Annotated in this window: 20 protein-coding genes; 14 read left to right on the top strand and 6 right to left on the bottom strand. The window is 51.1% G+C overall.

Annotated elements, in window-relative coordinates:
* The first annotated feature begins 202 nt into the window (after positions 1-202).
* Positions 203-616, top strand: coding sequence for a CoA-binding protein (locus IV04_RS05390; RefSeq protein WP_037402245.1), 414 nt, complete (start codon positions 203-205; stop codon positions 614-616).
* Positions 617-680: 64 nt separating this feature from the next.
* Here the strand turns inward: IV04_RS05390 and hspQ are convergent, their stop codons facing one another.
* Positions 681-998: a heat shock protein HspQ gene (gene hspQ, locus IV04_RS05385; RefSeq protein ID WP_037402244.1), complete on the bottom strand. Its 318-nt coding sequence runs from the start codon at positions 996-998 to the stop codon at positions 681-683.
* Positions 999-1,060: 62 nt separating this feature from the next.
* Complete coding sequence (gene rlmI, locus IV04_RS05380; protein WP_037402241.1) at positions 1,061-2,251, bottom strand: 23S rRNA (cytosine(1962)-C(5))-methyltransferase RlmI; 1,191 nt, start codon at positions 2,249-2,251, stop codon at positions 1,061-1,063.
* 92 nt (positions 2,252-2,343) lie between these two features.
* On the opposite strand from rlmI, the gene yccX reads away from it, so the two are divergent.
* Positions 2,344-2,622 carry an acylphosphatase gene (yccX, locus tag IV04_RS05375; protein ID WP_037402239.1) on the top strand — a complete coding sequence of 93 codons (279 nt, stop codon included), beginning with the start codon at positions 2,344-2,346 and terminating at the stop codon, positions 2,620-2,622.
* 8 nt (positions 2,623-2,630) lie between these two features.
* On the opposite strand, the gene tusE is transcribed toward yccX, so the two are convergent.
* Complete coding sequence (tusE, locus tag IV04_RS05370) at positions 2,631-2,960, bottom strand: sulfurtransferase TusE (protein ID WP_037402237.1); 330 nt, start codon at positions 2,958-2,960, stop codon at positions 2,631-2,633.
* Between the two features lie 299 nt (positions 2,961-3,259).
* Here tusE and cmk point away from each other — a divergent pair, with 299 nt between their 5' ends.
* The 3 genes from cmk to ihfB all read left to right on the top strand — a co-directional run bounded on the left by cmk (position 3,260) and on the right by ihfB (position 6,162).
* On the top strand, positions 3,260-3,949 hold the full coding sequence (cmk, locus tag IV04_RS05365) for a (d)CMP kinase (RefSeq protein WP_037402235.1): 690 nt from the start codon (positions 3,260-3,262) through the stop codon (positions 3,947-3,949).
* 192 nt (positions 3,950-4,141) lie between these two features.
* The gene (rpsA, locus tag IV04_RS05360) at positions 4,142-5,815 is read left to right on the top strand and encodes a 30S ribosomal protein S1 (protein WP_037402233.1); all 1,674 of its coding nucleotides are present in this window, start codon (positions 4,142-4,144) and stop codon (positions 5,813-5,815) included.
* Between the two features lie 62 nt (positions 5,816-5,877).
* Entirely contained in the window at positions 5,878-6,162 is a 285-nt protein-coding gene (gene ihfB, locus IV04_RS05355; protein WP_004928264.1) for an integration host factor subunit beta, read from the top strand.
* Positions 6,163-6,281: 119 nt separating this feature from the next.
* Here ihfB and IV04_RS05350 read toward each other — a convergent pair whose 3' ends face one another.
* The gene (locus tag IV04_RS05350) at positions 6,282-7,562 is read right to left on the bottom strand and encodes an FAD-binding oxidoreductase (RefSeq protein ID WP_037402226.1); all 1,281 of its coding nucleotides are present in this window, start codon (positions 7,560-7,562) and stop codon (positions 6,282-6,284) included.
* Between the two features lie 20 nt (positions 7,563-7,582).
* Complete coding sequence (gene puuR / locus IV04_RS05345; RefSeq protein ID WP_037402224.1) at positions 7,583-8,140, bottom strand: HTH-type transcriptional regulator PuuR; 558 nt, start codon at positions 8,138-8,140, stop codon at positions 7,583-7,585.
* 384 nt (positions 8,141-8,524) lie between these two features.
* On the opposite strand from puuR, the gene IV04_RS05340 reads away from it, so the two are divergent.
* Together IV04_RS05340 and IV04_RS05335 are read left to right on the top strand one after the other, a co-directional pair.
* Positions 8,525-9,943, top strand: a complete 1,419-nt coding sequence (locus IV04_RS05340) for a glutamine synthetase family protein (RefSeq protein WP_037402222.1) — start codon at positions 8,525-8,527, stop codon at positions 9,941-9,943.
* A gap of 487 nt (positions 9,944-10,430) precedes the next feature.
* Complete coding sequence (locus IV04_RS05335) at positions 10,431-11,801, top strand: APC family permease (RefSeq protein WP_037402219.1); 1,371 nt, start codon at positions 10,431-10,433, stop codon at positions 11,799-11,801.
* A gap of 99 nt (positions 11,802-11,900) precedes the next feature.
* Here IV04_RS05335 and sbcB read toward each other — a convergent pair whose 3' ends face one another.
* Complete coding sequence (gene sbcB, locus IV04_RS05330) at positions 11,901-13,328, bottom strand: exodeoxyribonuclease I (RefSeq protein ID WP_037402216.1); 1,428 nt, start codon at positions 13,326-13,328, stop codon at positions 11,901-11,903.
* Positions 13,329-13,648: 320 nt separating this feature from the next.
* Here sbcB and IV04_RS05325 point away from each other — a divergent pair, with 320 nt between their 5' ends.
* The 7 genes from IV04_RS05325 to IV04_RS05295 all read left to right on the top strand — a co-directional run bounded on the left by IV04_RS05325 (position 13,649) and on the right by IV04_RS05295 (position 19,886).
* Entirely contained in the window at positions 13,649-14,758 is a 1,110-nt protein-coding gene (locus IV04_RS05325) for an SDR family oxidoreductase (RefSeq protein ID WP_037402213.1), read from the top strand.
* 299 nt (positions 14,759-15,057) lie between these two features.
* Entirely contained in the window at positions 15,058-15,375 is a 318-nt protein-coding gene (gene tmaR / locus IV04_RS05320; RefSeq protein ID WP_037402210.1) for a PTS system regulator TmaR, read from the top strand.
* Between the two features lie 371 nt (positions 15,376-15,746).
* A complete protein-coding gene (locus IV04_RS05315; RefSeq protein WP_037402207.1) occupies positions 15,747-16,892 on the top strand; it encodes an ABC transporter permease in 1,146 nt (381 codons plus the stop codon).
* The gene (locus tag IV04_RS05310; protein WP_037402205.1) at positions 16,886-17,686 is read left to right on the top strand and encodes an ABC transporter ATP-binding protein; all 801 of its coding nucleotides are present in this window, start codon (positions 16,886-16,888) and stop codon (positions 17,684-17,686) included. Before IV04_RS05315 ends, IV04_RS05310 begins: the two co-directional genes overlap by 7 nt.
* Positions 17,687-17,689: 3 nt before the next feature.
* A complete protein-coding gene (locus tag IV04_RS05305; protein WP_037402202.1) occupies positions 17,690-18,631 on the top strand; it encodes an MlaD family protein in 942 nt (313 codons plus the stop codon).
* The gene (locus tag IV04_RS05300; protein WP_037402199.1) at positions 18,628-19,281 is read left to right on the top strand and encodes an ABC-type transport auxiliary lipoprotein family protein; all 654 of its coding nucleotides are present in this window, start codon (positions 18,628-18,630) and stop codon (positions 19,279-19,281) included. Before IV04_RS05305 ends, IV04_RS05300 begins: the two co-directional genes overlap by 4 nt.
* Positions 19,282-19,442: 161 nt before the next feature.
* A complete protein-coding gene (locus tag IV04_RS05295) occupies positions 19,443-19,886 on the top strand; it encodes a DUF4440 domain-containing protein (RefSeq protein ID WP_037402196.1) in 444 nt (147 codons plus the stop codon).
* Positions 19,887-19,893 lie beyond the last annotated feature (7 nt).

Below are 19,893 nucleotides of genomic sequence, written 5' to 3'. Positions count from 1 at the left end.
TTCATAAAGCATGGCTATTAGTGTTGAATACAGCGTGAGTTGTGTCAAAGTTTTTCAATACTATATTTTATTTACATTTAAACACATTTATAAATATTTTGAAGTAAAGGGATTCTGCGCTCTATGAAGAAATACTCGCTGGAATAAAGCCTTCGGTTACACTGGATAAAGGCATTTCCTAACACAACCTCTGGAGCCGAAGATGCAAGATCAAGACATTGCCGCCGTATTGAAGCAGGTAAAAACAATCGCGCTAGTGGGGGCCAGTGATAATCCTGGTCGGCCCAGTTACGGTGTGATGGCCTATCTGCAAACGCAGGGATATCAGGTAACACCAGTTAGCCCAAAATTAGCCGGGCAAACGCTGCTTGGCCAGAAAGTTTACGCCAAACTGGAGGATATTCCTCATCCTATCGATATGGTTGATGTCTTCCGCAATCCAGAGGCGGCCTACGGCGTAGCGCAGGAAGCGATCGCTATCGGAGCGAAAGCGTTGTGGTTACAAATTGGCGTAATCAATGAACAGGCTGCGGTGTTAGCTGTGGATGCGGGGTTAAAAGTGATTATGGACCGCTGCCCGAAAATAGAGATTCCGCGTTTGGGGCTTGAGCGCTGAATCATAAAAAACAACAAGGGCTTAACGTGTTAAGCCCTTGTTTGGGTTACTCAGGATTTGGCGCTTAGTTGCGCAGGCGCGGGGCCTGTAGCTGGCGGCGGATAGATTCTGCCAACTCATCCAGCGATGGTTGTTCTGGGTGAGCATCCTGTTCTTCACCGGCTAACTGAACTTCAGCCAGATAAGTGTGAACCGGTTGACCCTCTTCGTCTTCCATCACTACGTGATACCACGGAGCGAAACGCAACTCATTGTTGGCTGCAATCTCGTCAGCTTTTGGTTGCTCCAGTGAATATTCGGGATCGATGTCAATGACAACCCCCAAATACCCCAACAGCTTATGCCGTACCTGCTGTCCGATACCGAATTTGCTGGCAATCATGATGACCTCCTGAGAAACAATGCCTTGCCTGCTATAATGGGGGCAAAACAGCGCATTTCAAGTTACATCACCCGACACGCAAACCCTTTCAAGTACAACCCTTCAGGGTAAGTTGCGATCACTGGGTGGTCAGCAGCTTGTCGGAACTGCTCTATAAATTGTACATCACGACCAGCATCTACAGCGGCATCGGCTAAAATTTTCTGGAATAAATCGGTTGGCATCAGGCCGGAACAAGAGAAACTGAGCAGAATACCACCTGGGTTCAATAACTGCAGTGCGAGCATATTGATGTCTTTGTAACCCCGGCAGGCGCTGGCCAGTTGATTCTTGTTTTCAACAAACTTGGGGGGATCCATGATGATCAGATCGAATTTTTCCCCTTGTGTGCGATAGTTGCGTAACAACTGGAAAACATCATCACGCACAAACTCTGCTTTGCTCAGATCCAGTTGGTTCAGTTCAACGTTCTGTTTTGCAATATCCAACGCCGCCTGTGAAGTATCCACGCTGATGACCTGTGAACACCCCCCCATCAGCGCTGAAACCGCAAAGGCACCGGTATAGGAGAAGCAGTTCAGTACGCGACGGCCTGCGGAGTAGTTGCGTGCTGCCAAGCGGCTATCGCGTTGATCGAGGTAAAACCCGGTTTTATGCCCCTGCTGAATATCCACTAACAGTTTCATACCATGTTCGGTAATAGGCAGCAGAGCGGGCGGTAAATCGCCTAAAATTTGGCCTTGTGCTAAAGGTAAGCCCTCTTTTTTGCGCACGGCGACGTCGGAGCGATCATAGATTGCACACTCTGGATAGCAGTGCTGCAGGGTGGTAATCAGCGCTGCCCGCTGGTATTCCGCCCCTGCGGAGAGCAACTGCAGCACCAGGAAGTTCTGGAAGCGATCGATGGTAATGCCTGGCATGCCGTCAGACTCACCGGCAATCAGACGATAGCTATCTAAACCGTCACGTTTTGCCACCCAATCCCGCCAGCTTTGTGCCTGTTGCAGGCGGCGGATGAAGAATGCAATATCAATCTCTTCATCTTGTTGGAAGGTCCAAACGCGTGCACGAATCTGTGATTCTGGCGAATAAGCTCCGCGTGCCAGCCATTTACCCTGGCTGTCGAGAATATCAATGGTTTCACCAGAGAGAGCTTTGCCTTCAATGCGCAGAACCGCGCCAGAAAAAACCCATGGATGACGGCGAAGTAAGGACTTTTCACGGCCCTTGGCGAGAAACAGACGTACGGTCATAATTAAGTAGGCTGCCAGCTAGATAAAAGAGTCACACTTTCTGTGCATCAACACAGAAAATGCCATAAACAAAAATCGATAAGGAGCCAATTATGACACAAGTTTGTCTTGCCGCGTATGTCTATGGCCTGGTGCAAGGGGTTGGGTTTCGCTACAACACACAATCTAAGGCGACAACGCTGGGGCTGACCGGTTATGCACGTAATTTGGATGATGGCAGCGTTGAGGTTATTGCCTGTGGTGAGCCGCAGCGGGTTAACGAACTGGTTGAATGGCTAAAAAGCGGTGGCCCGCGTGGAGCCCGTATTGATCGCGTGCTGGTAGAACCGCAAGGAGTAGCGGATTACCAAGGGTTCGGCATCCGCTACTAATAATAATGTCAGATACATTTCACCGGTTTTGGCAGACCGGCGATTTTTGTCGCCTGCTTTGCCGGGCCTTTTGGGAACAGGCGATAAAGGTAACGGCTGTTGCCTTTCTCTTCACCGTATTTTTGTGCCATGGCTTTCACCAGCATGCGGATAGCCGGTGAAGTATTAAATTCCTGATAGAAATCACGGACAAAACGTACCACCTCCCAGTGAGCTTCAGTCAGCTCGATTTCTTCTTGTGCTGCCAGTAATAGTGCCAGACCTTCTTGCCAGTCGGCGCTGTTTTTCAGGTAACCCAGGGCGTCAGTTTCAATTATCTGACCTTCAAACTCCAACATACAGCCTCGGTAAGGAATGATTCATTGCTGGCATCAGTCTAACAAATATTCATCTGCAGAAAAAAATAAAGCTTCACCGCAATTTATCGGAAAAAAGCCCGATTATCCCTTCAAGGAGTACGCCGCACGCTATATGGATTGGGTTATTTTCTCCGTCTCAATGGCTTTATTTTCGACAACCAGACGGTTCCGGGGTAACAGTCAGTCAGAAGGACGCGTATAATACGCCACCGAATCTGTTCCGACTGGAGCAGATGGCAGGCTCATCCCTGTGAGGTTTCTACCTGAAGGAGAGAAAAATGGCGGCTATAGCCCCGGTGATAACGGTTGATGGACCCAGTGGTGCAGGTAAAGGCACGCTGTGCAAAGCGTTAGCCGAATCCCTTGGTTGGCGTTTGCTGGACTCTGGCGCGATTTATCGTGTGTTGGCTTTGGCAGCGCTGCATCATCAGGTGGATATTACTTCTGAAGAGGCGTTAGTTCCTTTGGCCGCACATCTCGATGTCCGCTTTGTTGCTCAGGACGGCAAGTTGCAGGTTATTTTGGAAGGTGAGGATGTCAGCAATGAGATCCGGACTGAGACTGTCGGCAATACGGCTTCACAGGCAGCCGCGTTCCCTCGGGTGCGTGAGGCTTTGCTGCGCCGTCAGCGGGCATTTCGTGAGATGCCCGGGCTGATTGCCGATGGCCGGGATATGGGTACGGTAGTATTCCCTGATGCCCCGGTAAAAATTTTCCTTGACGCCAGCGCGGAAGAGCGTGCGCATCGCCGTATGCTGCAGTTGCAGGAGAAGGGCTTTGATGTTAACTTTGAACGTCTTTTAGCCGAGATAAAGGAACGGGATGACCGTGACCGTAATCGCGCTATTGCGCCGCTGGTGCCTGCTTCAGATGCCCTCGTGCTGGATTCTACCTGCATGTCGATTGATGAAGTGATCCAGCGGGCACTGACATATGCACAGGAAGTTTTAGCGTTGCCGCAGCAATAAGCACGGTGGCGTTACTGGCTTTTGTCATATTTGCCATTGTATTTCATGGTAGTATCGTAATATATCGGGTAAAGTTTTACCCCTGTAACCTAAACCCTGTCGGCATGGAGCCAATGGCGGGGTATGTGAAACAACCCCATTCGGCGGGATGCTAAATGGACGTTAAACTAAAGAACCCTGAAGATTAACAACATGACTGAATCTTTCGCTCAACTCTTTGAAGAATCCCTGAAAACAATCGAAACCCGTCCGGGTTCCATCGTTCGTGGCGTTGTAGTTGCTATCGATAAAGATGTCGTACTGGTTGACGCCGGTCTGAAATCTGAATCTGCCATTCCGGCTGAGCAATTCAAAAACGCACAGGGCGAACTGGAAATCCAGATTGGTGACGAAGTTGATGTTGCGCTGGACGCTGTTGAAGATGGCTTCGGTGAAACTCTGCTGTCCCGTGAGAAAGCTAAGCGTCACGAAGCTTGGATCACGCTGGAAAAAGCTTACGAAGAAGCTGAAACTGTCATTGGTATCATCAACGGCAAAGTGAAGGGTGGCTTCACTGTAGAGCTGAACGGCATTCGTGCGTTCCTGCCAGGTTCCCTGGTTGACGTGCGTCCAGTTCGCGACACTCTGCATCTGGAAGGCAAAGAGCTTGAGTTCAAAGTCATCAAGCTGGATCAGAAGCGCAACAACGTTGTTGTTTCTCGTCGTGCAGTCATCGAGTCCGAGAACAGCGCAGAGCGCGATCAACTGCTGGAAAACCTGCAGGAAGGCATGGAAGTTAAAGGTATCGTTAAGAACCTCACTGACTACGGTGCATTCGTTGATCTGGGCGGTGTTGATGGCCTGCTGCACATCACTGACATGGCTTGGAAACGCGTTAAGCATCCAAGCGAAATCGTCAATGTTGGCGACGAAATCACTGTTAAAGTGCTGAAGTTCGACCGCGAGCGTACTCGTGTATCTCTGGGCCTGAAGCAACTGGGCGAAGATCCATGGGTTGCTATCGCTAAGCGTTACCCAGAAAGCACCAAGCTGACGGGTCGTGTAACCAACCTGACTGATTACGGCTGCTTCGTAGAAATCGAAGAAGGCGTTGAAGGTCTGGTACACGTTTCTGAAATGGATTGGACCAACAAAAACATCCATCCGTCCAAAGTTGTTAACGTGGGCGATGTCGTGGAAGTGATGGTTCTGGACATTGACGAAGAGCGTCGTCGTATCTCCCTGGGTCTGAAGCAGTGCAAAAACAACCCATGGCAGCAGTTCGCAGAAACCCACAACAAGGGCGACCGCGTTGAAGGTAAAATCAAGTCTATCACTGACTTCGGTATCTTCATCGGCCTGGACGGCGGCATCGACGGCCTGGTTCACCTGTCTGACATCTCCTGGAACGTTGCAGGCGAAGAAGCAGTTCGTGAATACAAAAAAGGCGACGAAATCGCAGCGGTTGTTCTGCAGGTTGACGCAGAGCGCGAGCGTATCTCTCTGGGCGTGAAGCAACTGGCTGAAGATCCATTCAATAACTACCTGTCTATGAACAAGAAAGGTACTATTGTTACGGGTAAAGTCACTGCAGTTGACGCCAAAGGTGCTACAGTTGAATTAGCAGGCGGTGTAGAAGGTTACCTGCGTGCATCTGAAGCCTCTCGCGACCGCATTGAAGATGCAACTCTGGTTCTGAACGTTGGTGACGAAGTTGAAGCTAAATTCACCGGTGTTGATCGTAAGAACCGCGTTGTAAGCCTGTCCGTACGTGCGAAGGACGAAGCTGACGAGAAAGATGCAATTGCTACGGTTAACAACAAACCTGAAGAAAGCAACTTCTCTAATGCTATGGCTGAAGCTTTCAAAGCGGCTAAAGGCGAGTAATGACGGGGGGCGGTCTTTGGCCGCCCCGATACGGTAGTTTAGCTGCAAAGCTTGGAGGTACTATGACCAAGTCTGAACTTATTGAAAGACTTGCTGGCCAGCAATCTCATATTCCGGCGAAAGCCGTTGAGGATGCCGTGAAAGAGATGCTTGAACACATGGCAGCTACGCTAGCCGAGGGTGAACGCATTGAGATCCGCGGATTCGGCAGTTTTTCTCTTCACTACCGTGCTCCGCGCGTTGGGCGTAACCCTAAAACGGGTGACAAAGTTGAGTTGGATGGCAAGTATGTCCCTCACTTTAAACCAGGTAAAGAGTTGCGCGATCGCGCCAATATCTATGGCTAGTCTCTGACCACCCATAGCGTTGTTGCTTGTAAAGAATATCAAACGGCACCTTTATTTAAGGTGCCGTTTTTTGTGTCAGGCGGGCGAGAAAATATTGCTCCGGTAGGTTGTCACTGCGCTCAGAATCCCAGCCGATCACGCAGCGCATAGTAAGCGGCGCCAAGGGCGGTGAAGGGGATGCGTAAATGGCGGCCACCAAAGAAGGGCAGGTGTGGCAGTTTGGCAAAGGCGTCAAAACGCTCTACGTCACCGCGCAGCACTTCAGCGATTAATCTGCCTGCCAGATGTGTCAGGGTTACACCGTGGCCGCTGTCCCCCTGCAGGTAGTAAACATTGTTTTCTAGCCGACCAAACTGTGGCATGCGGGAGAGCGTCAGCAGGAAATTACCGCTCCAGCGGTAATCGATGCGCACGTTCTTGAGTTGTGGGAAGGTTTTCAACATCTTAGGCAGAATTTTAGCGTCGATATCGGCTGGTTCATGCGCGCCATACATCACCCCTCCGCCGTATAATAGGCGGTTATCCGCAGTCAAGCGGAAGTAATCCAGCAGATAATTGCAGTCTTCAACGCAGTAATTCTCTGGTAACAGTGCGCGTGCGACATCGTGTGGCAACGGTTCGGTGGCAATAATTTGTGATCCGCAAGGCATACTCAAACGGCTGAGACGGGGCTCCAACTTATCCCCCAAATAAGCATTACCGGCGACGATCACCACGTTAGCAATAACGGAACCCTGCGCGGTATGTACCGTTGCTGGTTCGGCGTAGTCAATATGCGTCACGGCAGACTGTTCAAATATCCGTCCACCGTGCTGCTGTATAGCGGCAGCCTCGCCTAAGGCCAAATTTAATGGGTGGAGATGGCCACCGTTACGATCCAACAACCCTCCCACATAGCGCTCGCTGGCAATGGCTTGCTTGATACTTTCGCTGCCGAGCAATTCCAGCTGTTGATGGCCGTAACACTGCCAAAGCTTCTCTTTTTCTCGTAGCGCGTTGAACTGTTTGGCTGTGAGGGCGGCGGCAATGGCACCTGGGCGATAATCACAAGCAATGGCATATCGCTTGATGCGCTGACGAATGATCTCCGCACCTTCGAACATCATGCTGCCAAGCAGGGTGGCGGTGTTGCGATCGTAACGAGCCTCGATCACATCAATGTCACGGCTATAAGAGTTGACTACTTGGCCACCGTTGCGCCCACTGGCTCCCCAACCGATGCAAGCGGCTTCGAGCAACACCACGTCATAACCGGCCTCAACCAAATGCAGGGTTGAAGACAGGCCGCTAAAGCCACCGCCGACGATGCAGATATCGCAACGGATGGCTTCTTTCAGTGACGGATACGCAGCATGGGGGTTAGCGCTGGTGGCATAATAGCTGGCAACATGCTCCGTCATACTTCCTCCGTCTGGTGGTGTCAGAAGGTGGTGGGCGTGTGGGCGCTAATGATTCGGCACACACGTGTCGACGTATTGCTGAAACTGTGGGGCATCCCGGTATTGATGGCATAACTTTGGCCAGCCGTCAGCAGGTAGCTCTGCCCGTTGACCGTCAGCATGATTTCGCCCTCAAGCAGGGTACCGATCTCTTCACCCTGGTGCTTGATCTTCTCACCCGTGGTGGTGCCGGGCTGATAGGTTTCCAGCATCATGGCCAAGTTGCGGGTAGGGCTACCGTTATGCACCAGCTTCATGGAGACCCCTTGGCTGCCAATTTCGATCAGATCTTCCGGTTCGATGACCACTTTGGGTTCATCCTGGCGTTCGGGTTCAGCAAAAAATTCAGATAATGACAGCCCATAGACCTTTAGCAATTTCTGCAACGTACTGATAGCCGGGCTGACTTTGTCTTGTTCAATAGTGCTGATAGCACTGTGGGTTAATCCGGACAGTTCGGCGACCCTGCGCTGCGACAGACCCAAATGTTGGCGGATCTGCGATAGGCGCTTGCCTGGTGCCAAGCTGGCTTCGCTCATAACGGTGGTTCCTTTTGATAAGGCGACAAGCTTAGGAAATACCCGGAATCGGGTTCCTGTCTGAGTGATATCGACATCACATGATATCGGTAGTTGGGCCGTTATTGGAAAATATATTGCCCACATTTACCGCCATGCTGGCGGAGAAAATAATGTACACAAAAATGGCAGACAACGCCTTTTCGGTCAATATTTTATCAATTTAGCAGTCCGTGGTGAATAATCAAACGTGATTGTAACATTTGCAAAGCATTTTTGTTAAAGCTATGTTTAATTCAATGGGTGTTATTTCGAGCACCAATTTCCAGCTCACTTTTCAGAGAATTCAGACCATGTGTTGAATCGATCGGTAAGCCTTTCCAAAAGCACAACGGCAGGTGATGTATGCAAACCAATAGCGCAGCAGTTGAAAATTTTGCACAGCATAATGAAGACAGGCGAAGTAGCGCGTTCCAACGTGAGGTTGCTCACTATTTGGAACGCCACCCTGCTACACAATATATCGATATCCTTCTCAATGACTTGAATGGTTCCTTCCGCGGTAAACGCATTCCTATCTCCGGGCTGAAAAAAATAGAAAAAGGCTGCTATTTCCCCGCCTCCGTGTTTGCTATGGACATTCTTGGCAACGTGGTGGAAGAAGCGGGTTTGGGGCAGGAGTTGGGGGAACCTGATCGCGTCTGTATCCCGGTAGCAGGAACACTCACGCCATCAGCGGCAGATCCCGAACATATTGGCCAGGTCTTACTGACCATGCTGGATGAAGATGGTACTCCCTTTGACGTTGAACCTCGCAATGTCCTGAATCGAATATGGCAGGCGTTGCGCCAGCGTGGATTATTCCCGGTGGTAGCGGTAGAGCTGGAGTTTTATCTCATCGATCGACAACGGGATTCCGAAGGTGATCTGCAACCCCCTTGTGCGCCTGGAACGCAAGAGCGTAACGTACAGAGCCAGGTTTATTCGCTGGATAATCTCAACCACTTTGCCGGGGTGCTGAACGACATTGACAGGCTGGCACAGATGCAGGGGCTGCCAGCCGATGGCGCGGTGGCGGAAGCATCGCCAGGCCAGTTCGAAGTGAACCTGAACCATACCGATAACGTCTTGCAGGCTTGCGATCATGCGCTGGCTTTGAAGCGCCTGGTGCGGCAGGTGGCAGAAAACCACAATATGCATGCCACCTTTATGGCCAAACCCTATGAGGATTATGCCGGTAGTGGAATGCATGTGCATATCAGTATGATAGACAGCGCAGGTAGAAACCTGTTTGCCGAGTCAGACGGTGCCGATTCGGCGTTGCTGAAGCGTGCATTGGCGGGGATGATTGCCCTGATGCCAGCTTCCATGGCGCTGCTGGCACCGAATGTTAATGCGTTTCGCCGCTTCCAGCCGGGCATGTATGTGCCAGTGCAAGCCTCTTGGGGGCATAATAATCGTACCGTAGCGCTCCGTATTCCCTGTAGCGATGTGGATAACCACCGCGTGGAATACCGGGTGGCCGGGGCGGATGCCAACCCTTATCTGGTAGTCGCCGCGATCCTGGCGGGCATACTTTACGGAGTGGATACCGAATTACCGCTGCCTGAACCGGTGACCGGCAATGGTTTGGAGCAAGAGGGCTTACCATTCCCGATCCGCCAGAGCGATGCGTTGTACGAATTTGAGCATCAGCATGAACTGACTCGTCACCTTGGTGAACGCTTCTCGCGCGTTTATCACGCCTGCAAGATGGATGAGCTGATGCAGTTTGAACGCCTGGTGACTGAAACCGAGATTGACTGGATGTTGAAAAATGCCTGAATTAGGCAGGCACATTGGTTGGTAAGCGGGTTTTCTGTACGCTCGGCAAAAGAATTTGTGTAAGAAAGTTTCTGGATCTTGTCTTCCGATGGCTTTCTAGGGCAAAATACCCCAATGAAGATAGCCGACGTTTTAACGCGTCGGTTATTTTTTTGCATTTACGTTCTACAAACTGTGAATTTCACACACCAAGCGAGGCCGGACATCGAGCCGGATAGATAAATAGGTTCGTTGCGATCAACCAAAACTTTATGGTCGTGACTCATGAGGATAAGAAAGATGGGGCAATTTTTCACTTTAGCACCGGTTCCCGCCGGTTTCCGCTGTGGCCGCAGCGACTATGGAGCAATCGAGGCGATCCAGACTCGTTATCCAGCTTCCCTCATCCCCCTTTTAGAATTCAGTCGCACGTTGCGAAGTTTCCCCGCAACCTTAAGTCTTAGCGTGTCTCTTATCCGCAAGGCTGAAGGTAAGGGGGGGCTGCGCGATGTCCGATAACATCATCAGCGCCGCACCAGCCGGCCAGCGCGCTCAACTGCGCAAAACCCTAACTTTGGTTCCGGTAGTCATGATGGGCTTGGCGTATCTGCAGCCGATGACTATCTTTGATACCTTTGGTATCGTTTCCGGCCTGACCGATGGTCACGTCGCGACTGCCTACGCTTTTGCTCTGTTGGCAATTCTGTTTACTGCGTTGAGCTACGGCAAACTGGTCCGCAAGTTCCCGTCTGCCGGCTCTGCTTATACTTATGCTCAGAAAGCCATCAGCCCGCACGTTGGCTTTATGGTGGGCTGGTCATCATTGCTGGACTACCTGTTCATGCCGATGATCAATATTCTGTTAGCGAAAATTTATCTGGAAGCGATCTTCCCCGGCGTGCCTTCATGGATCTTCGTTGCGGTGCTGGTTGCACTGATGACGGCTTTCAACCTGCGTGGCATCAAGCTGGTAGCCAACCTGAACTCGATTATTGTCGTGGTGCAGGTGGCGATCATGGTGGTGTTCCTTGGCCTGGTTATCCACGGTATTTCCAACGGGGAAGGGGCAGGCACGCTGGTCAGCAGCCGTCCATTCTGGTCTGATAATGCCCATGTGGTGCCGATGATTACCGGGGCGACCATTCTGTGCTTCTCGTTCCTCGGTTTTGACGGCATCAGTTCACTGTCGGAAGAAACCAAAGATGCTGAGAATGTGATCCCGAAAGCCATCTTCCTGACGGCGCTGATCGGCGGCATTATCTTCATCGTGGTGTCTTATTTCGTGCAGCTGTATTTCCCAGACATCTCACGTTTCAAAGATCCTGATGCCTCACAGCCTGAAATCATGCTGTATGTGGCTGGCAAGTTCTTCCAGTCAGTGATCCTGGTGTTCTCTTGCGTGACTGTGCTGGCTTCCGGTATGGCTTCTCATGCAGGGGTATCACGTCTGATGTACGTGATGGGCCGTGACGGTGTATTCCCGGAGCGTTTCTTCGGCTATGTACACCCGAAATGGCGTACTCCAGCGTTGAACGTGCTGCTGGTTGGTGTGATCGCACTGTCTGCCGTGTCGTTCGACCTGGTAACCGCGACTGCGTTGATCAACTTCGGTGCGCTGGTAGCCTTTACCTTCGTTAACCTGTCGGTGATTTCGCAGTTCTACATCCGTGACAAGTTGAACCGTACCTTGAAAGATAAGATCAATTATCTGGTTCTTCCGGTGTTGGGAGCGCTGACCGTCGGGGCTCTGTGGATTAACCTGGAATCCAGCTCAATGACGTTGGGCCTGGTCTGGGCAGCGATTGGCCTGATCTACCTGGCATTTGTCACCCGCAGTTTCCGTTTGCCGGTGCCACAGGCGAGTGAAGACGTGGCTTAATGCTTTTCCTCCCCTCTCCTTGTGGAGAGGGCCGGGGTGAGGGGCTTGGTTAACATATGTCCCTCACCCTGAGTTTTTCTCGAAAGCAGAAGCTCAGCCTTATCCCACCAACTGCTTGCCGTAGTCAAACAACGCTTTGAGCAGGGCCATTTTCTCCTGATCCCCTTCATGCAGGTTATACAACGCTTCCAACTGTAATAGATAGTTTTGCACCCGCTCTGCATTGAGCACGTTCTGGCGATGTTGCAGCCAGCGGCGCTGCTCTGCGTCATCCAGCGTGTTCGGATAATTGCGCGCACGGTAACGGAACAGCAAATCTTTCACCCGGCCATCATTAAAGGCCAAATCCAGCGCAGGCAGATTCTGTGGTTTGGTCTGCTGGATAATTTTCATCGCGGCCCTGTCGGCATCGCTGAAAAAGCCGTCGTACAGTTTGGCATCGACATCGTCAATGGAGGTAAAAGGTTCTGCCTCAGCAAACAGCGCTACCACTTTTTCCCTGATTTCCGGGTGTTGGCGCAGCACTTGCAGGTTCTGCAGGCAAGCTTGGCGGTCGATCCCCAAGCGCTCGGCATTTTCTGGCAGCAGCGTTTTGGCGGGAGCCAGCACCGGGCATTTGTTGATCTGCACCAGCTTGATTGGCACCGGTGCCTGGTTGGGGGCTAGCCGATCGCGCCGGGTATAGAGGCGTTCACGCAATTCATCGGCGTTCAGTTCTAATAATGGCGTGATATCTCCGGCCAGGTCACACATGATCACCGCGTTTTTATTCTCAGGATGCCAGGCCAGCGGAGAAACCCAACTGGTATTGCCACGTGTTGCGCCAAACATGCCGGAAACGTGCACCAGCGGGGTCATTTCGGCAATGTCGATAAGCGAGTTCAATTTGTGCTTGTTGCGGTGTTGCAACAGATAGTCAAACAGCCGTGGCTGAGCTTGTTTGACCAACTTGGCCATGGCAATGGTGGCGTAAACATCGGCCATCGCGTCGTGTGCATTCTCGTGCTCAATACCGTTGGCGCGTGTCAGATGTTCCAAGCGGAAGCTGGGAAATCCTTCTTCATTTTCTGGCCAACTGATACCTTCTGGGCGTAATGCATAGCAGGCCCGCATCACATCGAGCAGATCCCAGCGTGAGTTACCGTTTTGCCAACTGTAGGCGTAGGGATCGTAGAAGTTGCGATAGAAGATATTGCGGCTGACTTCATCATCAAAACGAATATTGTTGTAGCCGAAAATGCAGGTGCCGGGCACGCTGAACGCTTGATGGATTTGCCGAGCAAACTCGGCTTCATTAACCCCTTTTGCTAGCGCCTGTTGTGGGGTAATGCCGGTAATCATGACCGCCTCTGGTTCGGGCAAATAGTCATCGGCTGGCGCGCAGTAGATCACCAATGGTTCTTCGATGATGTTGAAATCCATATCGGTGCGCACGCCAGCAAATTGCGCGGGGCGATCCATTGAGGGGCTTTTACCGAAGGTCTCATAGTCGTGAATATAAAATGTAGCCGGTGCCTTGCTGCTCAAAATTGCATCTCTTTAGTCGCGTAGATGATATGCGCTATTGTAACGGCGTGGTGGACTATGCCAAGTGATGGTTTAGCTTAAGCGTAGAAATGCGGCCTATTAAGCATGGCGAGAGTCATCAGAGGTAAAGGAAAGATTAATGCCAATTAAAGAAATTAAATACCAGAGATGTAACTAAATACCAGGTGGATGTTTCAAAGTATTCACCAAGGCTACATTTTGAAAATAAATTCTAAACCAACACTGGGTCTTTATTTAATTTCCGTTTATACACCCAGGCATACAATCCAGAAAATTCAATAGCAACATGGGTATCAAGTATGAAAACGCTTTTATTAACCGGCGCTACGGGTTTTCTTGGTGGTGCAGTGCTCGAAAGGTTATTGCTTGATAATAAAGGGGTTAATTATCTTCTCCTGGTGCGGGCCGAGAGTGCGCAACAGGGTTTGAACCGTATTCGCATGAATATGGAAAAGTTTAATATTGATAAAAATATATTGGGTAAACTCAATGAAGAAAACATTTTATTGGGTGATTTAAGTGCGCCTGATTGTTTTTTATCTGATCCTCGAATTAACAATGTTACCCATGTGGTTAATTGTGCCGCAGTGGCCTCATTCGGGAATAATCCGCTTATTTGGAAGGTTAATGTTGAAGGAACGTTGGCTTTTGCGCAAAGAATGGCACAGGTTAAAGGATTACAACGTTTTCTTCATGTAGGCACGGCGATGTCCTGTGCTCCTGAGCCGGGTTCGTTGGTCGCAGAAAGTGCCGAGTTTGAGGAGACCGCAGAGCACCTGGTAGAGTACACCCGTTCCAAGTCGACCATCGAACAACTGATGCGGCAGTCTTGCCCGCAATTGCCTCTGGTAATTGCACGCCCTTCGATCGTGGTTGGCCATACGCGTTTAGGTTGCCAACCCTCCAGCAGTATTTTCTGGGTATTCAGCATGGCACTGATGCTGCGTAAGTTCATGTGTTCATTGCAGGATCATATTGACGTGATTCCGGTGGATTACTGTGCGGAGGCGCTGGTGATGCTGCTGAATCGCGACAGGTTGGATAACGACGTTTATCATATCTCTGCCGGTGAAGAGAGCAGCGTCAGCTTTGCGGATATCGATCATGCCATTGCTGCTGCGCTGGAGAAACCCCCGGTTGGCGACCATTATGCTCAGGTCAGCTACGAAGCTTTGCTGCAAATGCGCAAACAGCTTAAGGATATCTTCGGGCCATGCAATGAGCGCCTGATGCTGAAAGCGATGCGCCTGTATGGCTCATTTGCCATGCTCAACGTGCGGTTCAGCAATGAAAAAATCCTCAAACTGGGGATGCCGAAGCCACCGCGCTTTACTGACTACATTGCCTGCTGCGTGCGTTCGACCCATGGGCTGTCGATCCCCCAACAAATGGTCGTGGATTTTAAATAACCCACAGGGCATCGGTAGCGATGCCCTGTTCCATACTCAACGAAAACCCTTCACGATATCCAGCAACGGGATCTCCACAAACTACAGTGCCAGTTTAAAGTACCAGAAATCCGCTATCCGCCAGCCGACAGGAATCAGGGGTTAGATCATGAAGACTGCGCTTCGGGTTTTGGCTCTGGCGCTAAAGTGGGTAAGATAAGCCAATGTGAGTTGTGTCTGACGGGCACAAACCTGTATCTTGGGTGGATTGTTGCCGTCGGCAAAATGAATCTGTGTATTACTTAAGCAAGGGTATAAAGATGGATAATGCAAATAAGCCGAGTTTTCAGGACGTACTGGAGTTTGTGCGTATGTTCCGCCGTAAAAACAAGCTGCAGCGTGAAATTACCGACAACGAAAAGAAGATTCGCGATAACCAGAAGCGCGTGCTGCTGCTCGATAACCTGAGTGAGTACATCAAGCCAGGCATGAGCATTGAAGACATTCAGGGCATTATTGCCAATATGCGCAGCGACTATGAAGATCGCGTTGACGATTACATCATCAAGAACGCTGATTTGTCTAAAGAACGCCGTGATTTGTCCAAAAAGCTGAAAGCCATGGGCGAAGTGAAGTAAATTTTCAAGCAGCAGGGCTGGCATTTTTCAGCCCTGCCTATCCCCGCCAGATCTCCCGACACCACCTGCATTTCTGCTCCAAAACCCACGCTGTATTAGGGGGTTACGCATTGATTTTTTTTCGCTGATGTAGCAAATCAGCCTAGACCCGCTACGCTTAGAGTATCGTCTTGCAGCAAGCCTTCAGGTGATTGTTTTGACGTCGTGCGGTGAGGTCAGCAATGTTGCCGCTGTTTTGAACAATAAACTCTTAGTCCGTCTTCTGTTTGTAAGGCTATGAATAATAAAAATGGTACGTTACTCATAGATGAGTCATTTATTTTAGCTATGTTGCGATGACGTAGCCCGGTAAAGGGGAACAGGTTCTTTTTATGGCAGAACAACAGCTCAGTGCGTTACTTAATCTGGACGATACTGTTCAACCCCCACGTGCATTGGTTCGCGGCGATTGGGTACTGGCGCATTACCGCTTGCTGGAGATGGGCGTCAGGCAATTGCAGGCCCGCTTGCCCGGTAATGCGGTATTTGATCTGAGCCAACTGCAGGGCCTTGATACTGCTGGGGCCACATTACTGGTCAATCTGCTTGGTATCGAGCGGATCCTTAATCTTGGCCAGATCGCGCCTTCTCTGCCAGCAGAACGCCGTGTTCTGCTGGAAACCGTTGGCCGTTCTCTGCAGGGTTTTGATCCACCGGCAGCGGAAAAATCGCCAAACATCCTGGTTGAATTGCTTGCCAACATTGGCCAATCCATGGCCAGTTTCTGGCAAAACTTTATCGATCTCTTAGGCTTCATCGGCCTCACCCTGCAAGCTCTATTTGGTAGCCTGCTGCGCCCTTCACGCTGGCGGCTGACATCGCTGGTGGCCAATATTCAGCAGATCGGCCTCAACGCTGTACCAATTATCATGTTATTGACCTTCCTGGTGGGTGCGGTTATCGCTTTTCTCGGCTCCACGGTGTTGGCTACCTTCGGTGCCGGTATTTTTACCGTTCATCTGGTGGTGTTTTCCTTCCTGCGTGAATTTGCCGTGTTGCTCACCGCGATACTCATGGCAGGCCGTACTGCCAGCGCCTTCACCGCTCAGATTGGCCTGATGAAAGCTAACGAAGAGATTGATGCGATCCAGGCGCTGGGGCTGAATCCGGTAGAAATGCTGGTATTGCCACGGGTGCTGGCGTTGCTGATTGCGCTGCCGATGCTGACCTTTATCGGCATGATCAGCGGGATCTTTGGTGGCGCAATGGTGTGTGTCCTGACGCTGGATATTTCACCCACCATGTTCCTGACCATCATGCAGGGCAGCGGAGGCATGCAGCATTTTCTGGTGGGGATGAGCAAAGCGCCGGTCTTTGCCTTCCTGATTGCGATTGTGGGTTGTCTGGAAGGATTCAAAGTCAGCGGCAGCGCGGCTTCTGTCGGGGCTCACACAACGTCCAGCGTAGTACATTCAATCTTTGTGGTGATTTTGCTTGATGCCGTCGCCGCACTGTTTTTCATGGAGATGGGATGGTGAATCAAACAACCCCTGAGGCCATTATTCGCATTCGTAAATTGCGCAACTGTTTTGGCAAACAGTGTGTTCACGAGGATCTTGATCTTGATGTTCGGCGTGGTGAAATTCTGGGCGTGGTTGGCGGTTCTGGCACCGGTAAATCTGTGCTGTTGCGCAGCATCGTTGGGTTACGCCGCCCGACAGCGGGGCAGATCCATGTTTTTGGTGAAGATTTGATGACGCTTTCCGGCTTACGCCGTTCCACGCTGGAAAGGCGATTTGGCGTGTTGTTTCAGCGTGGGGCGCTGTTCAGCTCGCTGACCGTCACTGAGAATGTGGCATTGCCCCTGATTGAATATGCCGGGTTACAACGCAGTGATGCGGAACAGTTGGCTCAGGTAAAACTGGCGCTGGCAGGTTTGCCTGCCAATGCGGGTAACAAATATCCGGCATCACTTTCTGGGGGCATGGTGAAACGTGCCGCCCTGGCTAGGGCACTGGCGCTGGACCCGGAAATACTGTTTCTGGATGAACCCACCGCCGGGCTGGATCCTATCGGTGCTGCGGCCTTTGACAGCCTGATCCGCACGCTGCGCGATGCGTTGGGATTAACCGTGTTCCTGGTGACCCACGATCTGGACACGCTTTATACGATTTGTGACCGGGTTGCCGTGCTTTCGCAGAAAAAGGTATTGGTGGTTGATTCACTGGACGTCGTAGCCGCCACCGATGATGCCTGGATCCAAGAGTATTTCCACGGCCCGCGAGGGCGGGCTGCGCAACAGACCGTAACGAACATTCGAGAGAGGCAATAAGAAATGGAAACCCGTGCTCATCATGTACTGATTGGTCTGTTTACTCTCATCATCTTCGGCGCTGTGCTGCTGTTCAGCCTATGGCTGACCAAAGCTGGCAGCGATCGTCAGTTTAAACTGTACGATATTGTGTTTAACGAAGCTGTCAGTGGTCTTTCACAAGGCAGTTCGGTGAACTACAGCGGGATCCGTGTGGGGGAGGTGGTTCAGCTGCGGCTGGATAAAGAGGTGCCAAGCAAAGTCTGGGCCCGTGTCCGGGTAGCCGCTTCGGCACCGATCAGAAAGGACACTCAGGCTCGGCTGGCCGTCGCGGGCATTACTGGGACGTCCAACATTCAGCTTAGTAGCGGTTCTGAGGCTAGCCCGTTGCTGGAGGGGCAAAATGGTGAAATTCCGGTGATTATTGCGACCCCATCACCGTTAAGCCAATTGCTCACCAATGGTGAAGATTTGGTCACCAATATCAATGAAGTGCTGATGCGTCTCAACCAGGTGTTGACGCCGGATAACCAACAGCGTTTGGTCAACACGCTGGATAATCTGGAAAAGATAACCGGTACTGTGGCTGGGGAGCGTGAGGACATCCGCACGGTAATAAAACAGTTGGCGCTGCTGACCAAGCAGGGTAATGACACGTTGGCACAAACCAATCGTCTGGTTCGCAATGCTAATGGTCTGCTCGATGGGCAAGGTAAGCTGTTGGTCGCTAACGCGGCCAAAACCATGGCATCGTTGGAACAAACCAGCGCGCTGCTTAACAAACTGATCAGTGAAAACCAAAGCTCGCTGAGTAGTGGGATGCAGGGATTCAACGAACTCGGCCCGGCGGTTGACGAATTGCGCAGAACGCTGGTGGCATTGCGCGGTGCGATGAATCGTCTGGAAGAAAACCCGTCCGCCTTGCTCAGAGGCCGCGAACGTACCAAGGAGTTTACACCACAATGACTGACTTCCGCGTTATCTATGCACGCTACCGCCGTAACGCCTTACGGCTGTTAGCCCTGATGTTGTTTATGCCGTTGGTGGCCTGCACTATTTTGCCGGAAAGCCCGGTGCTGCAGGTCTATCTGTTGCCTGCTCAGCCTGTGGCCGGTTATGGCAGCGGGCAGTCGTTTGGTCAATCGTTGCGTATTGTTCAACCGACCACTAACCAGTTTCTGAACAGTTCGCGGATTGCCGTTCAGCCTCAAGGGGCGGAGATTACCTCTTTCTCCGGCTCACGTTGGAGCGATCCAGCTCCGTTATTGTTGCGTAACCGCTTGATTCAGGAGTTCCGTGCCGATGGCCGCTTCCTCTCAGTGAGTGGCGATGAAGACAACGTGCAGGCTGAGGTTGAACTTAACGGTGAACTGCTGTCATTCCAAGGTGTGTATAACGGCGACAGCGGGGAAGTGGTGATTCGTTTTGACGCACGCCTGGTACGCACTTCCGATCGCCGAGTGATCACGAGCCGCAGCTTCGAAGTTCGGCAGTCGATAAGCGGCAGGTCAATGGATAAAGTGGTACAGGCATTCGGTTTGGCCAGTGACAGGCTGGCAGCCCAGATGCTGAGTTGGACGCACCAGCAGTCGGCAAACTTTCCGGTAAGACAATAGCCGGTAATACCCGTCTGAATAAAATGCCCGGTAAAGGTCTATCGGGCATGGTTAAAGGCTAGGGGAGGGGAACGAGAGCTCACGAATGTTTTTATATTTCTAACAAGGTGTTACCTTACGGGCTTCAGTCATTATCCTGTTCCCATTATGAGGTATACACCATGCTTACAGTAGGCTACAAAAAAGTCATTGTTACGCTCTTGTTTACAGTTATGGGGAGCGCCCATGCTGTCGATGAGTTGAATAGCACGCGCACGGGTTTTGGTCAGGCTATGGCGGCGCGGGATGTGGAAGCTATCGCGCAGTTTTTTGATGAAAAAGGCATTCTGGTCAAACAGGACGGCACTCTTGCCAAAGGTCGGGACGAAATTAAGCAAGGATTTCGCGAGATACTGGCGGATAAAAATATGCGTGTCCAAAGCGTTCCTGGTTCTTCAAACACGGTACAGAATGGCGACATTATTTTAAGAAGTGGCCGTTGGCAGTTGGTTGATATGAATGGCAAAGTGCAGGAAGAATGGTTTGCCAGTGAAGTGTTTCGCAAGAATGCACAGGGCAAATGGGTTTATTTAATTGATAATCCTTACAATAAACTGCCTGATTGATAGGCAA

Origin of the sequence: Serratia sp. Ag1 (genome assembly GCF_000743355.1) — a bacterium.
Classification (GTDB): domain Bacteria; phylum Pseudomonadota; class Gammaproteobacteria; order Enterobacterales; family Enterobacteriaceae; genus Chania.
The sequence above is the reverse complement of the archived record's forward strand: the minus strand, read 5'-3'. Positions and strand labels throughout refer to the sequence as shown.